Here is a 16,311-nt window from a genome sequence, read left to right as displayed (position 1 = left end):
GGAAAAATTTAACCGCTTGTTATGCTTATTTTTCACACTGACAAACACCACTACAGATATCGCCATGTAAATTATGGTGGTGATTATGGTGATGTGAGTAAAAGGCTACGTTCTTCGCAAATTGGTCACCAAAGAAATGAATAAAATGCGGATCATTGGTAATCATTTCTGGAGAACCCGCGCAACAGATGTGTTTGTTTACACATAATACCTCATCGGTATTGGCCATTACGATATTTAAATCGTGCGAAACCATTAAAATTGCGCAATTTAACCAGCTTCTAGTGTGATTTAGTAGTTGATAGAGTTCCGTTTGCCCTGTAATATCCACACCTTGCATTGGTTCATCAAGCACTAACAGTTGTGGGTGATTTAAAATTGCACGCGCTAAAAGCACACGCTGTAATTCTCCACCGGAAAGTTTTTGCATGCTATTTTCGGTTAAATGCGTAATCGAGAGTAGCGTTAAAACTTCTTGGATATTCGTTTCAGTACAATTGGGCTTGAGTGATAAAAACTTATGCACGGTAATCGGCATTGAATGATCAAGATGTAACTTCTGAGGAACATAGCCGATTTTTAAGCCTTTTTGATGAATAACGCTGCCTTTTGTAGGTGTGAGTAACTTCAAAAGTACCTTAAGCAAGGTTGATTTGCCGCCGCCATTCGGACCTACAATGGTTGTAATTGAATTTGGATAAATGGCAAGATTGATATTTTGTAACGCATGATTGCCGTTAAAAGAGACGTCAATATGCTTGAGCTGAACCAACGGTTCTCCTTGCGCAGTAGTATTTTTTGATGAAATAGGCGTGAGTTTAGAAATTTGCATCATAATAAGAAATTAAGAAAAATCCTCATCAAATTAGCGGATTTTGATTAAAATGACAAGAATGAATTTTTGAGCCACGATTTTGTCAATAATTAGCATTTAAAAGAAAAAGAATTAGGATATATTTTGCAACACGTTATTTTAGCCAGAGATCGGAGAAAGAAAAAAAATCGCTTAAAAGTGATCTTGTTTCTTTCTGCGATTTTTTCTGTTTGTATCGGTATTTTACTTGCCGTCAAAAATCAAACGCCAGTAAATGAGCCTGAGCAACAGGCTTATGTTGCGTTAGAAGAGCGCGCGCCGGCAGCAACGGAAACTCAGACAGAAACTCAAACGATAGTAAACGATACGCCAACAGAATCAATAAAAGCAACTGATCCGAACGAAATACAAACAGCGCAATCAAACGAACCAGAAGAACAGGAAGCAGATGAAGAGTCTGAAAGCATGGGTAAAGAAGATCAAAATGCGACTTCTTATGATGATGAATTAGCTTCTGAAGATGATGCAGAAGAAGGCGATGAAACTGCGAAAACAGATGATAAACCTGAAGAAAAACTACCAGCAGAAGCAGAAAAAGTAATTGAAGATTTGCTAGATGTTGCCGATGAAGCGCTACGCATTCAAGACCAATTTAGCTATACGGTTACCAAAGGGGATAAATTAAAAGACGTATTAGAACAATCTGGTTTAGGTAATTCTGTTGCTAAAGCCTTAATCCGCCAATATCCTTCACTTGGGAATTTGGAGGCTGGACAGCAATTTTATTGGGTGTTGGATAAACACGGCGAACTAGAATATATGAACTGGTTGGTTTCTGAAAAAGAAGAACGTATTTACGAACGCCAAAGTAACGGTAGCTTTGCTTATCAAAAAATTGAGAAGCAAGGGGTATGGCGTCAAGATGTAGTTCGTGGTGTGATTCAGGGCAGTTTTGCGTCTAGCTTAAAAGATGTTGGGCTATCGGATCGCCAAATTAACCAACTAGCGGTCGGATTACAGTCACAAATTGCAACTAGCAAATTGAAAAAAGGAGATCGTTTTGCTATTTTGGTGAAACGAGAATATATCAACGGCACTGTGACTGATTTAGGAAATGTGGAAGGGATTTTGGTTTCTAACGAAGGCAAAAAATATTATGCAATTCAAGCGGATAACGGACGTTATTATAGCTCACACGGGGAAACCTTAAGCCGAGGATTTGCGCGAATTCCGCTTTTATTTAATGCACGAGTATCATCCCCATATAATCCAAGACGACTCCATCCAATTACTAAGCGAGTTCGCCCGCATAATGGCGTGGACTTTGGCGTACCAACGGGTACACCAGTTATCGCACCTAGTGATGGGGTAGTTGAACATGTGGCATTCCAAGCACGAGGCGCGGGGCGCTACATTAAGGTTCGCCATGGACATATTACGACTGTTTATATGCACTTGAGTAAACCGCTTGTCAGAGCTGGACAATCAGTGAAAAAAGGGGAGCGTATTGCGCTTTCTGGAAACACAGGTGGCTCGACGGGGCCACACTTACACTATGAATTCCATATTAACGGACGTCCAGTTAACCCGATGACTGTTAAATTACCGGGATCTGGAACCGGAATGGAAAGCAAAGAACGTAAAAACTTCTTAGAACGCGCGAAAAGCGTGGAAGCGAAACTTAAACTTTAATTGAAATAGGAAAATTAAATGAAAAAGACCAAAATTGCCTTATTAGCCTTATCATTATTCGCAGGCTCGGCGATGGCAGATGATGCTTCATTAAAAAGCAGCTTAGAAAAAATCGGGGCAACGAATGTTCGTTTGTCTGAATCGCCTTTACCAGGGTTTAGATTGGCAACCTCGAATGAAGGTATAGTACACATTAGCGAGAATGGTCAATATGTTGTGCAAGGTAATTTTAACGTTCTGGAATTAAAAAACGGTAAAGCGACAGACATTACACATAAAGCACAAATGGCAAGCCTTAATGCGTTAAGTAATGAAATGATTATTTATCCAGCAAAACAAGAAAAACATGTTGTGACTGTATTTATGGATATTACTTGCCACTATTGCCATATTTTATTTGAAAATGTCAAAGCTTATAACGAAGAAGGGATTACATTACGTTTCTTAGCGTTTCCTCGTGCGGGCGTAAACACTCAAACAGCAAAACAAATGGAAGCAATTTGGCAAGCTAAAGATCGTATGAAAGCATTAGAAGATGCTGAAGCGGGTAACTTACCAAAAGAGTTAAAAACCCCAAATCTGGTGAAAAAACATTATGAATTAGGGATTCAATTTGGCGTAACGGGTACACCATATATGGTCACGGATAAAGGGGAAGTTATCGGGGGATATGTGCCGGCTAAAGAATTAGCGAAAATGTTAAGCGAATAAACCCCGATTTACGAAATATTCTATTTATAGACACAAGCGGTCTGATTTTGTAAAATTTTTACCAAATCAGACCGCTTTATATTAGAAAATTTTTAGAGAACATTGTGCAGCCTATTATTCAGCAACGCGCTAGACAGACAACCGCGCATCTATCAGATCATCCATTACTCAATCGTTTATACCAAAGTCGCGGAGTGAAATCTCCCGAAGAGCTTGTGCATACTTTCCCCGCCTTACTTACCCCTAATCGACTAGCAAATATTGAGCCAGCAGTTGAGTTGCTTTTAGGAGCTTTTCAAACACAAAAGCGGATTGTCATTGTGGGCGATTTTGATGCAGATGGTGCAACTAGCACAGCATTGGCGATGTTAGCTTTACGCCAGTTTGGTTTTAAGCATGTGGCGTATTTAATCCCAGATCGTTTCTCGCAAGGCTATGGTTTAAGTGTTGCGGTTGCTAAAATGGTATTAGCAAAAGGCGCTGATTTAGTGATGACTGTGGATAATGGGATCTCATCTTTTGAAGGCATTGCATTATTAAAATCGCATGGTGTTCAGGTATTGGTTACCGATCACCATTTACCAGCAGAACAGCTTCCTGATGCAGATGCAATGGTGAATCCTAATTTAGTTGATTGTGAGTTTCCGTCTAAATCACTTGCTGGAGTTGGTGTGACTTTTTATGTCATGATGGCATTAAGAGCCCAAATGCGTGAACGTAATCTATTTAATGGAAAAGAACCGAATATTGCGAATTTATTAGATCTTGTTGCATTAGGAACGGTGGCTGATGTTGTGCCACTTGATCAGAATAACCGCATTTTAGTTCAGCAAGGATTAGCAAGAATTCGCGCTGGATATTGTCGTCCAGGCATTCGGGCTTTAATTGAGGTGGGAAAACGTAGTTTAGATTCTTTGCAAGCAAGTGATTTGGGTTTTGCAATTGCACCTAGATTGAATGCTGCTGGACGTTTAGAAAATATGTCATTAGGTGTGGAGTTGTTATTAACTGACAATATGGATTTAGCGCGTCAATTAGCTTTAGAGTTAGATGAACTGAATCAAACCCGAAAATCTTTTGAACAAGAGATGAAGGCTGAAGCGTTAGCCATTTGTGCTAAATTACCACAACTTAATCAAGAAGCACAGGCGCATGGCATTGTGCTTTATCAACCTGATTGGCATCAAGGTGTTATTGGTATTTTAGCTTCTCGCATTAAAGATCAATTTCATCGTCCGGTTATTGTGTTTGCGCAAGAATCTGATGAGAGTGAATATTTAAAAGGCTCTGCCCGTTCAATTAGCGGATTGCATATGCGAGATGTGTTAGAACGAATTGATTCACAACATCCAAACCTGATTTTAAAGTTTGGCGGGCATGCCATGGCGGCAGGTTTAACCTTACATCAAGCTAATTTAAGCGCTTTTCAAAAAGTCTTTGATGAAACGATTGATGAGATGTTAACGCCAGAACAATTAAAAGGGATTATTTACACCGATGGTGAATTAAAAGCGGGTGAATTTTCTCTCGAAATTGCAGAATTATTACAACAATCTGGCCCTTGGGGACAGCATTTCCCTGAACCGACTTTTGAAGGGGATTTTCGCCTTTTGCAACAAAGATTATTAGCAGGCAAGCATTTAAAAATGATGGTGGAAAATGCCTATGGCCAATTATTTGATGCAATTTGGTTTAATGTTGATACTCGATTTTTCCCTGATTTTTCCTTAAAACAGGCTAAATTAGTTTATAAACTTGACATAAATGAATACAAAGGTAACCGTAATTTACAATTGCGGGTTGAAAGCGTAATTGTTTAATAAATATCATAGATAAAACTAGAATTAGAAAAAAGAGTGTTGTAGAATTTGAAAGCCTCAATTCAACTAGAACTGATGAGCTGAAAAGTTTTAACTCAAATAAAGGAATAAATAACGATGAAAAAAACAGCTGTTTTTCGTGGATTATTACTTTCAAGTGTAGCACTTGCAGTCGCAGCTTGTGGTAATTTAAGCAAGGTGACAGATGAAGGTACTACGGAGAACCCAGTGTTCCCTAAAATTGCCGAATCTGAATTTAACCATGATGGTTCACAATTTGGTTCATGGCCAAACTGGGAAAATGTGCGTCAAATTGAACGTGGTATGAACAAAGACCAAATCTATAACCTAATTGGTCGCCCACACTTTGAAGAAGGTTTATACGGCGTGCGTGAATGGGATTACGCGTTTAACTACCGTGAGCAAGGCGTGCACAAAATTTGTCAATACAAAATTTTATTTGACAAAAACATGAACGCACAAAGCTTCTTCTGGTACCCGAATGGTTGTAATGGTAACTCTTCATTTAACTTAAGCGGTGACTTCTTATTCGACTTCGATAAAGATACTTTAACTGCGAAAGGTCGTGAAGTGGTTGATAACGTTGCTCAACAATTAAAATCTTCTGGTGCTGCAAAAGTTAAAATTGAAGGTTATACAGACCGTTTAGGTTCAGTAGCATATAACTTAGACTTATCTAACCGTCGTGCTAACCGCGTGAAAAACCGCTTAATCGAACAAGGCGTGAACGCTGAATTCGAGGCAATCGGTCACGGTAAAGCAAACCAAGTTAAAGCTTGTGCAGGTATGAAAGGTCAAGCAGAGAAAGATTGTTTACGTCCTAACCGTCGTGTAATCATTTCTGCAAGTGGTAACGTATTAACACAACAAGAAGGTGCTAACGTTGCAGGTCCTAATGGTCCAGCGCCACTTTACCAAACTCCGGCTTACAACAACGGTAATAAATAATTTACAGGGTATTGAATACTCAGTAGAATGAGAAGGGTAGCGAAAGCTGCCCTTTTTTATTTCTTGTTAACTATCAGAATAAGGAACGATTTATGCAATATCAGGCTATCGCATTTGACCTTGACGGCACTCTACTTTCTCCGAATGCCACAATTTTAGCTTCTAGCAAAGAAGCTATTGAGAAAGCGCGAGCTAAAGGCATTAAGGTCTTTTTTGTGACAGGACGCCATCATACGGCTGTGCGACCTTATTATGCAGAAATTGATTTAGATACACCGGTTGTTTGTTGTAACGGCACTTATCTTTACGATTTTAAACAAGAAAAAGTATTAGCAGGCAATCCGCTTTCACCTACACTTGCCTCCTCCTTAATTAACAGTGCGCAAGCACAGGGCATTCATACAGCAGTTTATTTTCGTGATGCAATGACCTATGAACAGTTAAATCCACATTTTACCAAATTCCAAAAATGGGTTGCGAGTTGCCCTGAAGCGGTTCGCCCAGATGTCCATCAAGTAGAAAAATTCCAACAAGAAATTGATAAAGGTATAACAGTTTGGAAAGTGCTGATTAGTGATCCTGATTTAGCTAAAATGCGTGCTTTTGTTGAAACCTTGCCAACCGATCAAGTTAGTGCTGAATGGTCTTGGGTTGATAGAGTTGATATTACCGCGGTTGGTAATGGCAAAGGCACGCGATTATTAGAATTGTTAGAAATGGAAAATATTGATCCGCAAGCGGTTGTTGCTTTTGGCGATAACTTTAATGATATTTCTATGTTACAAGCGGTCGGATTAGGAATTGCAATGGCAGGTTCTGAAACCGATGTTCAAGCTGCTGCTAAACAAACTATCGGACCAAATAGTGAAGATAGTATTGCTCAAACCTTAAAAACGCTTTTTGATCTCTAATGCGTAGCGTACTTACTCAGTCTAAACACTCGATTGCTTATCGCATTGGGCGTTATTTCTTTATTATGATTGCCTTTGCTACACTGATTAGTGTCATCTCTTTTGGCATTATGTGGAGCAACCAATCCGATGCTAGCCTGATAAACTTATCAGGCTCTTTGCGTTTCCAAAGCTACCGTTTTTTATATGAAATGGATCAATACCCTGCACGGTTACCTGAACGCTTAGCTGATTATCAAAACGACCTTCAACAATTAGAAAAACGTGCCTTTTCCTCAAGTTGGCTTGTTTCAAGTGAAATGCAAGAGAGCTATAAAGAGCTTAAAGCAGACTGGCAAGAAATGGCAGATTATATTCTTAAACAGGATAAAGCCAGTTATTCTGCGAATATTAGCAATTACGTGGATAAAGCCGATCAATTTGTTGTGGCATTACAAAAACAAGCAGAGCGCAAACTAGATATTGCGATTGGCATTATCGTGCTTTCTATGTTGCTGATTGTCGCGCTCGCTTATTATGGCGTATGGTACACACGTCGCCACGTTATTCGACATTTAGATAAATTAGTTACAGCCAGCCAACAGGTGCAAAATCGAGATTTTAACCACATTCAATTAGCAACGGATGAACCGAATGAATTGGGCGTTTTTTCTCGCGCATTTACTGAAATGGCCGATGAACTCAGCCGTTTTTACACCTCATTAGAAGATAAAGTGCAGGATAAAACTCGTCGTCTTACGGCAGTAAACCGTTCATTGATGGTGCTTTATCATTGTTCCCAAATTTTAACTTCTAAACCAATTAACCAAAGCTTATTGAAACAGGTATTAGAAACGGTTTTAAATAATGAGCAGCTTATTGGAATTGGTATTGATGTTTATGGCGCAGATTATTGGAATGTTGAATTAGATAACGATCTGTTAAAAGCATGGCGTTATCATGAAATTGCGATTGAGAATGAAAAAGTTGCGATGTTGCGCTGGAAATCCTCATTGCTTTGTCCAGATGAGCGTTTAATTCACAGTGTCGCAGAAATGATTGGACGTAGCATTTATGTAGTACAAAATCATAAACAGCAACAACAACTGATTTTAATGGAAGAGCGGGCGATCATCGCGCGTGAGTTGCATGATTCTTTAGCACAATCGCTTACGTTCTTGAAAATTCAAGTGAGTTTATTAAAACGAAATTGTGAAGACCCGCAAAAGTTAGCGAATCAAAAAGCAATTTTGTCAGACTTAGAACAAGCGTTAAATGGTGCTTATAGCCAATTAAGAGAGCTACTTTCTACATTCCGATTAACGATTGAAGAAGCAAATCTTACACGGGCATTAGAAAATGTTTTGGATAGCTTACGAAGCCGAACATCAGCAAAAATAGTGCTAGATTGTCGATTGCCATCGTTAATGTTTAATGCTCAACAACAAGTGCATGTGCTACAAATTGTTCGTGAAGCCGTTACCAATGCAATTAAACATGCAAACGCTTCATTGATTGAGGTTATCGCAGAGATTAACGCTGATGGAGAACCTTGTCTGATTATTCGCGATAACGGTAAGGGAATTGGCCAAGCGATTGAGCCTAGTGGACATTATGGGCTCATGATTATGAAAGAGCGCGCTTCAGAGCTTAATGGTGAGTTAAGTATTGGTGATCGTCCTGAAGAAGAAGGCATATCAGGCACGATGATAAAAGTTGTCTTGCCAAATTTAGCGAGCAAGCGGTAGGATTTTTTTGGATTTTTGCAAATTGAGATAAAAGAGATAAGGAGAGAAAATAACCATGCAAATTCGCAAATCAACAGAAGCGGATTTTGAAGCCATTTTAGCTATTTATAACTTAGCGATTCCAACTAAACAAATCACGGCGGATTTAACTTTCGCGACCAAAGAAAATCGCCGTGCGTGGTTCGATTTTCATTTAACCAGTGAGAAATATCCTATTTGGACAGTGGAAGATGAAACTGGTGTTGCAGGTTGGTTTAGTTTTTCTCCGTTTTATGAGCGCGCAGCATTTGCACCAACTTCAGAAATCAGCATCTATTTGGCTGAAGAGGCTAAAGGCAAAGGCTATGGCTCTCAAATTATTGAATTTATGCAAGCAGAAATGCTTAACCATGGCATCCATACTTTGATGGCATATGTGTTTGAATTAAATGAAGTCAGTCAGAATTTGATGAAAAAGCATGGTTTTGCTGAATGGGGGCGTTTTCTCAATATTGCAAATATGAAGCAAACAGAGCAAGAACCTGATTGCTGGCGAACATTATTGATGATGTCTTACCAAAAAGGCATTGAAACTCAGAAAAATGAATAAGGAAAATCCAATGGATAAAATGAAAGTAGTACTTGCCACAGGAAACCAAGGCAAAGTCAAAGAGATGGCAGATGTGCTAGGAAGTTTTGGCTTTGAAGTGTTGGCACAAAGTGAATTTAACTTAGATTCGCCAGAAGAAACCGGGTTAACTTTTGTAGAAAATGCATTATTAAAAGCACGTTATGCTTCTAAAATGACTGGTTTACCTGCGATTGCCGATGATTCCGGCTTAGCTGTTTTGGCATTAGGTGGTGCACCAGGGCTTTATTCTGCGCGTTATGCAGGTGAAGAGGCCGATGATGCACAAAATCGTCAAAAACTTTTACGAGAAATGACAGATAAAACAGATCGCCAAGCAAAATTCGTCTGCTGTTTAGTTTTCTTACGCCATGAGACAGACCCGAACCCAATTATTGCATTAGGCGAATGTCAGGGTGAAATTTTGTATGAAGAACGCGGCGAAAATGGCTTTGGTTATGACTCTCTCTTTTTCTATCCACCTAAAGGATGCACTTTTGCAGAGTTGTCATCGGCAGAGAAAAAATCGGTGTCTCACCGTGGGAATGCCTTAGCTTTATTAAAAGCACAATTAAGCCGTTAATCAAAAACGCCGTTTATCGGCGTTTTGTTTTATGGCTTATTCGCTTGATGTTGCTCGCGTAAGCGATTGGCAATAATTTGAATTGCTTCGCCCATTGGAATGCCTTGTTGGGCAAGCTTTTGAATCTCTTCTACGGCAGCTTGTTGCTGTTCATGTGTGAGTGAAAGTAACGCGTCATCCATTTAATGCTCCTGATAAAATATGCTGAATCGGCCAATTAAAATGTTGGCAAAGTTGTTGCCATTGTTCATCTAGTGGGGCGCAAATTGTAATTACTTGTTGCGTTTTGGGGTGCTTAAAACTTAGCTGATAAGCATGCAACATTAAACGTGAGCATCCAGTATGTGTAGTTAATGCGCGATTTTGGTGTAAATCGCCATATTTACTGTCGCCCATAATCGGATGAAACAGATGTTTCATATGCCGTCTGAGTTGATGTTTTCGTCCAGTTTTTGGGAAAAGTGCGACCAAACTATAACGAGCAGAACTATGTTTTCCCGCTGGATAAGGCATTTCGACTTTTGCAAGTTGTCGATAAAAAGTGACCGCTTGCTGAGCCTCTTTCTCTTGGCTGAATTTATCCGCAATCTTATCTAAAATCACTTTCAGCGGATAATCAATTTCGCCTTCTCCCTCTAAATAGCCACGCACAACCGCCAAATAACTTTTTTGTGTTTGATGCTGTTCAAATTGTTCGCTCATTAAGCGTGCCATTTCACTATTTAGCGCAAAAAGCAATACACCTGAGGTTGGGCGGTCTAAGCGATGAATCGGAAAAACATGCTGACCAATTTGATCGCGCAATGTTTGCATGGCAAATTGGGTTTCATGCTTATCTAACCAACTGCGATGAACCAACATTCCCGCCGGTTTATTGATTGCAATCAGCTCCTCATCTTGATAAAGAATATCTAACAGCATGGCTTAATCTTTCAGCAATAATTCAATGGCTAGCACAGGTTGTGTAATCGCACTTAGATAGATTTCGTTTTTTAATGCTTCTTCCAAATAAGGCGTAATAGCAAAATTACGAGGCAATGTGGCTTTAGCTTCTAATAAAGCATGCATGCGAGGAATAAAGATCCATTGTAGCCATTGTGTTGGGCTTAATGATTCTACACAAAACGGTTGAGTACTTGCTAAAGCCTCTGCGCTTGGGGCAATCGACTCCCATTGTTTATGCGCTTTTAAGGCTGTTTCTAAATCAATTAAATGTTGTTTTAAACGAGATTCCATATTTTCTATTTTAAATGAGTAAGGTAATATTGAACGCAATTTTAACACTTTTAAGCAGGTTCGACTAATGCAACAATTACAAACACAACCAACAATCTTACAAAAAATTGTGCAAGATAAAGCGATTTGGGTAGCGCAGAAGCAACAAGCATTCCCGCTTTCCGAATTTCAAGCGAAAATCACAAAAAGTGAACGTAACTTTTATGCGGCAATGAAGCAAGGCACGCATGATGTACCCGCGTATATTTTAGAGTGTAAAAAAGCTTCACCGTCAAAGGGCTTAATTCGTGCTGAATTTGATTTAGATGCGATTGCGCAAGTGTATAAACATTATGCTACTGCAATTTCCGTACTGACCGATGAACAATATTTCCAAGGCGATTTTGCTTATTTAAACCAAGTTAGTGCGCAAACCAGCCAGCCGATTTTATGCAAAGATTTCATGATTTCTGCTTATCAAGTCTATTTAGCGCGTTTTCATCAAGCCGATGCGATTTTATTGATGCTTTCAGTATTAGATGATGAAACTTATCGTGAACTAGCAGACGTAGCACACTCATTAGGTATGGGCATTTTAACGGAAACCAGTAACGAAGCCGAATTTGAACGGGCATTAGCATTAGGTGCAAAAGTCATTGGGGTAAACAATCGTGATCTTCATACACTAACCATTGATATGAATCGCATTGTACAGCTTGTTGAAAAATATCAAGCACAAATTCCGTCTGATGTTTGTTTAGTCTCGGAATCGGGGATTTATGATCACCAACAAGTTAAAACAATCAAGCCATTTGCCAAAGCATTTTTGATTGGCAGTAGCTTAATGGGAAGTTCAGATCTCAATAATGCAGTAAGAAATGTGATTTATGGTGAGAATAAAGTTTGCGGGCTTACTCGTATTGAAGATATTCAAGCGGTTTATCAGTTAGGTTATTTATATGGCGGATTGATTTTTGCAGAAGGTTCACCGCGTCAGCTTTCACTACGCCAAGCACAAGAGTTAGTTGTGCATGCACCACTGCGCTATGTGGGCGTATTCCAAAATCAAGCGGTCGAATTTGTTGAGAAAATTGCAAAACAACTTTCGCTATTTGCGGTGCAGCTTCATGGTGATGAAGATGAGATCTATATTGCCGAATTAGCCGAAAAATTAGGCGAAGGTATTCAAATCTGGAAGGCATTATCAGTATCAACAGAAGCTGGCCAAATTCACTTTACGGAAAACCCTCGCGTGAGTCGTTATGTTTTAGATTCACAACATGGCACACAACAGGGGGGGACGGGCAAAACGTTTGATTGGTCGCTTATTCCGCAAAGTCTTAAAAATAAAGCTTTATTAGCGGGCGGAATTTCGCCTGATAATATTGAGCAAGCCTTAGCACAAGGCTGCTTAGGGGTTGATCTCAACTCTGGAATTGAACAAAATAAAGGCGTAAAAGATCTGGTTAAATTGACCGCTTGTGCAATTCAACTTTTGAAAGCTTAAAAATCTACATATAGCTATTTCAATCTAGATTCGCTATACTAGCGCCCGAGTTGGTTAGACAATCGCTGGTTTATTGAAGCCCTTAACCGTGTTCGCACGACCTAGTGGGACAAGTAAACGAGAGGAAAGTCCGAGCTACACAGGGCAGAGTGCCAGATAACGTCTGGGCGGCGTGAGCCGACGACCAGTGCAACAGAGAGCAGACCGCCGCGTAAGCGGTAAGGGTGAAAGGGTGCGGTAAGAGCGCACCGCGTGAGTGGTAACATTTCACGGCAGGGTAAACTCCACTCGTAGCAAGACCAAATAGGAACTCAATGGATGGCCCGTCCAGAGTTCGGGTAGGTTGCTTGAGCACAATAGCGATGTTGTGCCTAGAGGAATGATTGTCCACGACAGAACTCGGCTTATCGACCAACTCACTAGATTTCAGCGAATCGTTTTTAAACGGTTCGCTTTTTTCTTATCTAGCCGATTAAAATCACCAAATGGGAATAAAAATGAAATTTCGCGCAATTTTTGCATTATCTAGTTTATGGTTTGCTACAGAGGCAAGCGCCCATCCTCATTCGTTTTTAGATATTCAAACAAAAGCACTCATGCAAGAAACTCAACTCACAGGGTTTCAGATGCATTGGACTTTAGATGAAATTGCTTCCGCTGAATTAATTTACGAAGTAAAAAGCAGTAAAAATCCAGAGGAAACCAAAAAGAAGATCACTCAAGAGATGATTGATACGGCAAAAAATGAGCATTATTTTAGCTATCTTTATAATGCTAACGGAGAGTTGCAGAAATTTACGGATAAACCAACAGACTATGCATTTGAGATTGCGCAAAACCGCATTGTGTTTAGGGTGAAATTTTATTTAGAAACGCCGCAAGAATTAAAAAATGCGCCAGCCACACTGATGAGTTATGAGCCAACTTATTACATGGGCATTGAATATAATCGCCATAGTGATGTCAGTATTAGTAATAGCGCATGTCAGATTCGTATTGAACAGCCAAAAGTCGATCAATCGCTGCGCCTTTATGCGTCTAATTTAGATAAAAATGAGACACCTGATGATCTTTCATTAGGGCGTCAATTTGCACAACGAGTAATAATGGTATGCGAGTAAAAACAGGATTAAGCGTCATTTTGTTATTGATAATAGCTGTCGGGCTTTATTGGCTCTATCCGACATTACTTTATCAGGTGATGGAATGGCAAAAAAGTTTTAACTTAAGCTTATCTTCCGCCTTACATGCCTTAAAAGCGCATGAGCAGCAAGCAGGCTGGACATTAGCTGGAATTAGCTTCCTCTATGGCGTTTTTCATGCGGTTGGACCTGGACATGGTAAGGTAATTTTAAGTAGCTATTTATCATTGGAAAATACAGCAATCAAACATGCCATGAAAATTAGTTTAGCATCAGCGTTGGTGCAGGGCTTAGTTGCGGTTTCATTGGTTTCTGTGATTGTAGTGGTATTTACCTTATCTAGACAGTATTTTAACTTAACATTGCTTTGGGTTGAGCGGATGAGTTTTGCTCTGATGTTACTTTTCGGGCTTTATTGGGTTTATCGCGCTTATCAAGCTCAGCGTAAAGCGAGCACTCCTAAAATGCAGTTCCGTCATTTCACGCCTTTGCAAAAAAATGTGCAAAATCGACCGCTTGTAACACGCTCTTCTTTGAATATATCGTCATCTCATGATAGTTGTGGTTGTGGCCATCAACATTTGCCTTCTCAAGCAGAACTTCAGAAGCCACAAGACTGGCGGACATCATTAATGTTAATTTTCAGTATTGGTATTCGCCCTTGTTCTGGTGCCATTTTAGTCTTATTTTTGGCCTACACATTAGATATTTATGCTTGGGGAATGCTTTCTGCGATGGCCATGGCGTTAGGCACTGGTATCACACTTTGCTTGTTCGCTTTATTGGTATTGGGACTTAGACAAAAAGCTGTTTCTTTAAGTCGCTTTTATTTTTCCACAAAAACAAACCGCCGTTTGCTTTCGATAATTAAGTTTGGACTAGGTTTATTACTTGTTGTCATGGCAATATTGTTACTGCATAGCAGCTTTTTAACAGAAAATGTACCAAATACGTTTTTTAAACGCTAGCTGACTTTTTTATGAATTAGATTTAAAAAACTTTTCAAATGTTGAAAATTCGTTACAATGCAAAAAGTTCATTTTTTAGCATTTAACATAGTGAGGTCTTATGGATACCATTATTTCAGGGTTTGAAAATCTATTAACCTGGTTCGTAAATACCGTAGATGGGCCACTTTGGGATATAACTATTTTGTTACTCCTTGGTGTGGGAATGTTCTTTACCATTACGACCGGCTTAGTGCAGCTACGCTTGTTGCCTAGAAGTATTCGTGAGATGTGGGGGGGGCGCGCTGCAGAAGGCGATTCGTTAACACCATTCCAAGCTTTCGCAACAGGGCTTGCTAGCCGTGTAGGTGTGGGTAATATTGGTGGGGTAGCGACTGCTATCGCATTAGGTGGGCCAGGTGCGGTATTTTGGATGTGGGTTACGGCATTTATTGGGATGAGCTCAGCATTTGCAGAATCAACTTTAGCGCAGCTTTATAAAACGCGTGATCCGAATGGGATGTTTCGTGGTGGGCCTGCTTACTACATCACTCGTGGTTTAAAATTTAAACCGATGGCAATTGCTTTTGCGGTAACTTTAATTTTTACTTTCGGTTTTGCATTCAATGCAGTGCAATCTAACTCCATTGTTGCCGCAACAACCAACGCATGGGGCTGGAAAGGCGAATATGTTGGTGCTGTTTTAGTAATCTTAACTGGCATCATTATTGCTGGTGGGGTAAAACGCATTGGGCAAGTTTCTTCTAGAGTTGTTCCTATGATGGCGCTGTTTTATTTAATTATCGCAGTGATTATTTTAGGAATGAACATGAGTCGTGTGCCTGCTATGTTCAGCTTAATTATTGATAGCGCTTTTGATTTCTCTGCGGTAGCTGGTGGAATGTTCGGTAGCTTAGTTTCTAAAACGATGCTGATGGGGATTAAACGTGGTTTATTCTCTAATGAAGCGGGTATGGGTTCTGCACCAAACTCAGCAGCAACTTCAGATGCAAAACACCCAGTAAGCCAAGGCTTAATCCAAATGCTTGGTGTATTTGTGGATACGATGGTCGTTTGTAGCTGTACTGCAGTCATTATTTTAATGTCAGATAACTATGGCAGCCAAACCTTAAAAGGGGTTGAGCTTACCCAAACGGCATTGCAATATCACTTAGGTGATTTCGGCGTACACTTCCTTGCTTTTATTCTCTTACTATTCTGCTATACCTCAATTATTGGGAACTATGCTTACGCAGAAACCAACATTCGCTATATCAGAAACAAAGCATGGTTTGTTTGGAGCTTTAGAGCAGTTGTATTATTCTTCGTTTACTTTGGTGCAGTACGTGATGGCGGGATTGTTTGGGCATTTGCTGATACCATCATGGCATCAATGGCTGTTATTAACCTCATTGCGATTTTAATTTTGTCACCATTAGTTTGGCGTGTATTAAAAGATTATCTACAACAAGCTAAAAATGGCGAAGAACCAGTCTTTAGAATTGAAGAACATAAAGATCTAATCCATCGCGGCGTTGACCCGTTAGTTTGGAAATCTAAAGAATAATTTTATCAAGCGGTTAATTTGCAAAAAAATCTGACAAATTAACCGCTTGTTTCATTTCTCCCCTTACTCTTCCTTTCCAAAGCCTTTAATTTCAAGTAA

The 16,311-nt window shown here is 39.7% G+C and carries 16 protein-coding genes and 1 other RNA gene; 13 read left to right on the top strand and 4 right to left on the bottom strand.

What is annotated here, in order from left to right; all coding sequences use genetic code 11:
- Nucleotides 1-25 precede the first annotated feature (25 nt).
- Entirely contained in the window at nt 26-832 is an 807-nt protein-coding gene (gene znuC, locus HSP_RS0108710) for a zinc ABC transporter ATP-binding protein ZnuC (RefSeq protein WP_010129894.1), read from the bottom strand.
- 126 nt (nt 833-958) lie between these two features.
- On the opposite strand from znuC, the gene mepM reads away from it, so the two are divergent.
- From mepM to rdgB, 8 genes are all read left to right on the top strand, one after another.
- Nucleotides 959-2,506 carry a murein DD-endopeptidase MepM gene (mepM, locus tag HSP_RS0108705; protein WP_007525392.1) on the top strand — a complete coding sequence of 516 codons (1,548 nt, stop codon included), beginning with the start codon at nt 959-961 and terminating at the stop codon, nt 2,504-2,506.
- An 18-nt stretch (nt 2,507-2,524) separates the two neighbouring features.
- Nucleotides 2,525-3,217 (top strand): bifunctional protein-disulfide isomerase/oxidoreductase DsbC, encoded by a 693-nt coding sequence (gene dsbC / locus HSP_RS0108700; RefSeq protein ID WP_007525022.1) that lies wholly within the window; start codon nt 2,525-2,527, stop codon nt 3,215-3,217.
- Between the two features lie 104 nt (nt 3,218-3,321).
- Entirely contained in the window at nt 3,322-5,037 is a 1,716-nt protein-coding gene (gene recJ, locus HSP_RS0108695; protein ID WP_007524872.1) for a single-stranded-DNA-specific exonuclease RecJ, read from the top strand.
- A 117-nt stretch (nt 5,038-5,154) separates the two neighbouring features.
- Nucleotides 5,155-6,006: an OmpA family protein gene (locus HSP_RS0108690; RefSeq protein ID WP_007524601.1), complete on the top strand. Its 852-nt coding sequence runs from the start codon at nt 5,155-5,157 to the stop codon at nt 6,004-6,006.
- Nucleotides 6,007-6,098: 92 nt separating this feature from the next.
- On the top strand, nt 6,099-6,917 hold the full coding sequence (locus HSP_RS0108685; protein WP_007525209.1) for a pyridoxal phosphatase: 819 nt from the start codon (nt 6,099-6,101) through the stop codon (nt 6,915-6,917).
- Nucleotides 6,917-8,644 (top strand): nitrate/nitrite two-component system sensor histidine kinase NarQ, encoded by a 1,728-nt coding sequence (narQ, locus tag HSP_RS0108680; RefSeq protein ID WP_010129892.1) that lies wholly within the window; start codon nt 6,917-6,919, stop codon nt 8,642-8,644. The genes HSP_RS0108685 and narQ overlap by 1 nt, the downstream gene beginning before the upstream one ends.
- A gap of 55 nt (nt 8,645-8,699) precedes the next feature.
- Nucleotides 8,700-9,233 carry a GNAT family N-acetyltransferase gene (locus tag HSP_RS0108675; protein ID WP_010129891.1) on the top strand — a complete coding sequence of 178 codons (534 nt, stop codon included), beginning with the start codon at nt 8,700-8,702 and terminating at the stop codon, nt 9,231-9,233.
- A gap of 10 nt (nt 9,234-9,243) precedes the next feature.
- Nucleotides 9,244-9,834, top strand: coding sequence for an RdgB/HAM1 family non-canonical purine NTP pyrophosphatase (rdgB, locus tag HSP_RS0108670; RefSeq protein WP_007524636.1), 591 nt, complete (start codon nt 9,244-9,246; stop codon nt 9,832-9,834).
- 29 nt (nt 9,835-9,863) lie between these two features.
- Here rdgB and HSP_RS11260 read toward each other — a convergent pair whose 3' ends face one another.
- The 3 genes from HSP_RS11260 to HSP_RS0108655 are packed head-to-tail and all read right to left on the bottom strand — an operon-like array spanning nt 9,864 to nt 11,070.
- Nucleotides 9,864-10,016 carry a YoaH family protein gene (locus HSP_RS11260; protein WP_007525180.1) on the bottom strand — a complete coding sequence of 51 codons (153 nt, stop codon included), beginning with the start codon at nt 10,014-10,016 and terminating at the stop codon, nt 9,864-9,866.
- On the bottom strand, nt 10,009-10,755 hold the full coding sequence (gene truC / locus HSP_RS0108660; RefSeq protein ID WP_007524921.1) for a tRNA pseudouridine(65) synthase TruC: 747 nt from the start codon (nt 10,753-10,755) through the stop codon (nt 10,009-10,011). Before truC ends, HSP_RS11260 begins: the two co-directional genes overlap by 8 nt.
- A gap of 3 nt (nt 10,756-10,758) precedes the next feature.
- A complete protein-coding gene (locus tag HSP_RS0108655; protein WP_007525159.1) occupies nt 10,759-11,070 on the bottom strand; it encodes a YqcC family protein in 312 nt (103 codons plus the stop codon).
- A gap of 67 nt (nt 11,071-11,137) precedes the next feature.
- Here HSP_RS0108655 and trpCF point away from each other — a divergent pair, with 67 nt between their 5' ends.
- From trpCF to HSP_RS0108635, 5 genes are all read left to right on the top strand, one after another.
- Entirely contained in the window at nt 11,138-12,556 is a 1,419-nt protein-coding gene (gene trpCF, locus HSP_RS0108650) for a bifunctional indole-3-glycerol-phosphate synthase TrpC/phosphoribosylanthranilate isomerase TrpF (protein ID WP_007524966.1), read from the top strand.
- A gap of 46 nt (nt 12,557-12,602) precedes the next feature.
- Nucleotides 12,603-12,979: RNase P RNA component class A (rnpB, locus tag HSP_RS11095), an RNA gene on the top strand.
- 74 nt (nt 12,980-13,053) lie between these two features.
- Nucleotides 13,054-13,677, top strand: a complete 624-nt coding sequence (locus HSP_RS0108645; RefSeq protein ID WP_007524347.1) for a DUF1007 family protein — start codon at nt 13,054-13,056, stop codon at nt 13,675-13,677.
- The gene (locus HSP_RS0108640; protein ID WP_007525362.1) at nt 13,668-14,666 is read left to right on the top strand and encodes a nickel/cobalt transporter; all 999 of its coding nucleotides are present in this window, start codon (nt 13,668-13,670) and stop codon (nt 14,664-14,666) included. Before HSP_RS0108645 ends, HSP_RS0108640 begins: the two co-directional genes overlap by 10 nt.
- Nucleotides 14,667-14,766: 100 nt before the next feature.
- Nucleotides 14,767-16,212, top strand: a complete 1,446-nt coding sequence (locus HSP_RS0108635; protein ID WP_007524748.1) for an alanine/glycine:cation symporter family protein — start codon at nt 14,767-14,769, stop codon at nt 16,210-16,212.
- Nucleotides 16,213-16,311: the final 99 nt, after the last annotated feature.

Source organism: Haemophilus sputorum CCUG 13788 (assembly GCF_000238795.1).
GTDB lineage: Bacteria > Pseudomonadota > Gammaproteobacteria > Enterobacterales > Pasteurellaceae > Haemophilus_A > Haemophilus_A sputorum.
The sequence above is the reverse complement of the archived record's forward strand: the minus strand, read 5'-3'. Positions and strand labels throughout refer to the sequence as shown.

Bases quoted from the DNA above. Each gene is read 5' to 3' on its own strand.
- HSP_RS0108655 (WP_007525159.1), bottom strand. From the start codon at position 11,070: ATGGAATCTCGTTTAAAACAACATTTAATTGATTTAGAAACAGCCTTA.
- HSP_RS0108640 (WP_007525362.1), top strand. From the start codon at position 13,668: ATGCGAGTAAAAACAGGATTAAGCGTCATTTTGTTATTGATAATAGCT.
- narQ (WP_010129892.1), top strand. From the start codon at position 6,917: ATGCGTAGCGTACTTACTCAGTCTAAACACTCGATTGCTTATCGCATT.
- HSP_RS0108685 (WP_007525209.1), top strand. From the start codon at position 6,099: ATGCAATATCAGGCTATCGCATTTGACCTTGACGGCACTCTACTTTCT.
- HSP_RS11260 (WP_007525180.1), bottom strand. From the start codon at position 10,016: ATGGATGACGCGTTACTTTCACTCACACATGAACAGCAACAAGCTGCC.
- HSP_RS0108645 (WP_007524347.1), top strand. From the start codon at position 13,054: ATGAAATTTCGCGCAATTTTTGCATTATCTAGTTTATGGTTTGCTACA.
- truC (WP_007524921.1), bottom strand. From the start codon at position 10,755: ATGCTGTTAGATATTCTTTATCAAGATGAGGAGCTGATTGCAATCAAT.
- rdgB (WP_007524636.1), top strand. From the start codon at position 9,244: ATGGATAAAATGAAAGTAGTACTTGCCACAGGAAACCAAGGCAAAGTC.
- HSP_RS0108635 (WP_007524748.1), top strand. From the start codon at position 14,767: ATGGATACCATTATTTCAGGGTTTGAAAATCTATTAACCTGGTTCGTA.
- HSP_RS0108690 (WP_007524601.1), top strand. From the start codon at position 5,155: ATGAAAAAAACAGCTGTTTTTCGTGGATTATTACTTTCAAGTGTAGCA.
- dsbC (WP_007525022.1), top strand. From the start codon at position 2,525: ATGAAAAAGACCAAAATTGCCTTATTAGCCTTATCATTATTCGCAGGC.
- trpCF (WP_007524966.1), top strand. From the start codon at position 11,138: ATGCAACAATTACAAACACAACCAACAATCTTACAAAAAATTGTGCAA.
- HSP_RS0108675 (WP_010129891.1), top strand. From the start codon at position 8,700: ATGCAAATTCGCAAATCAACAGAAGCGGATTTTGAAGCCATTTTAGCT.
- znuC (WP_010129894.1), bottom strand. From the start codon at position 832: ATGCAAATTTCTAAACTCACGCCTATTTCATCAAAAAATACTACTGCG.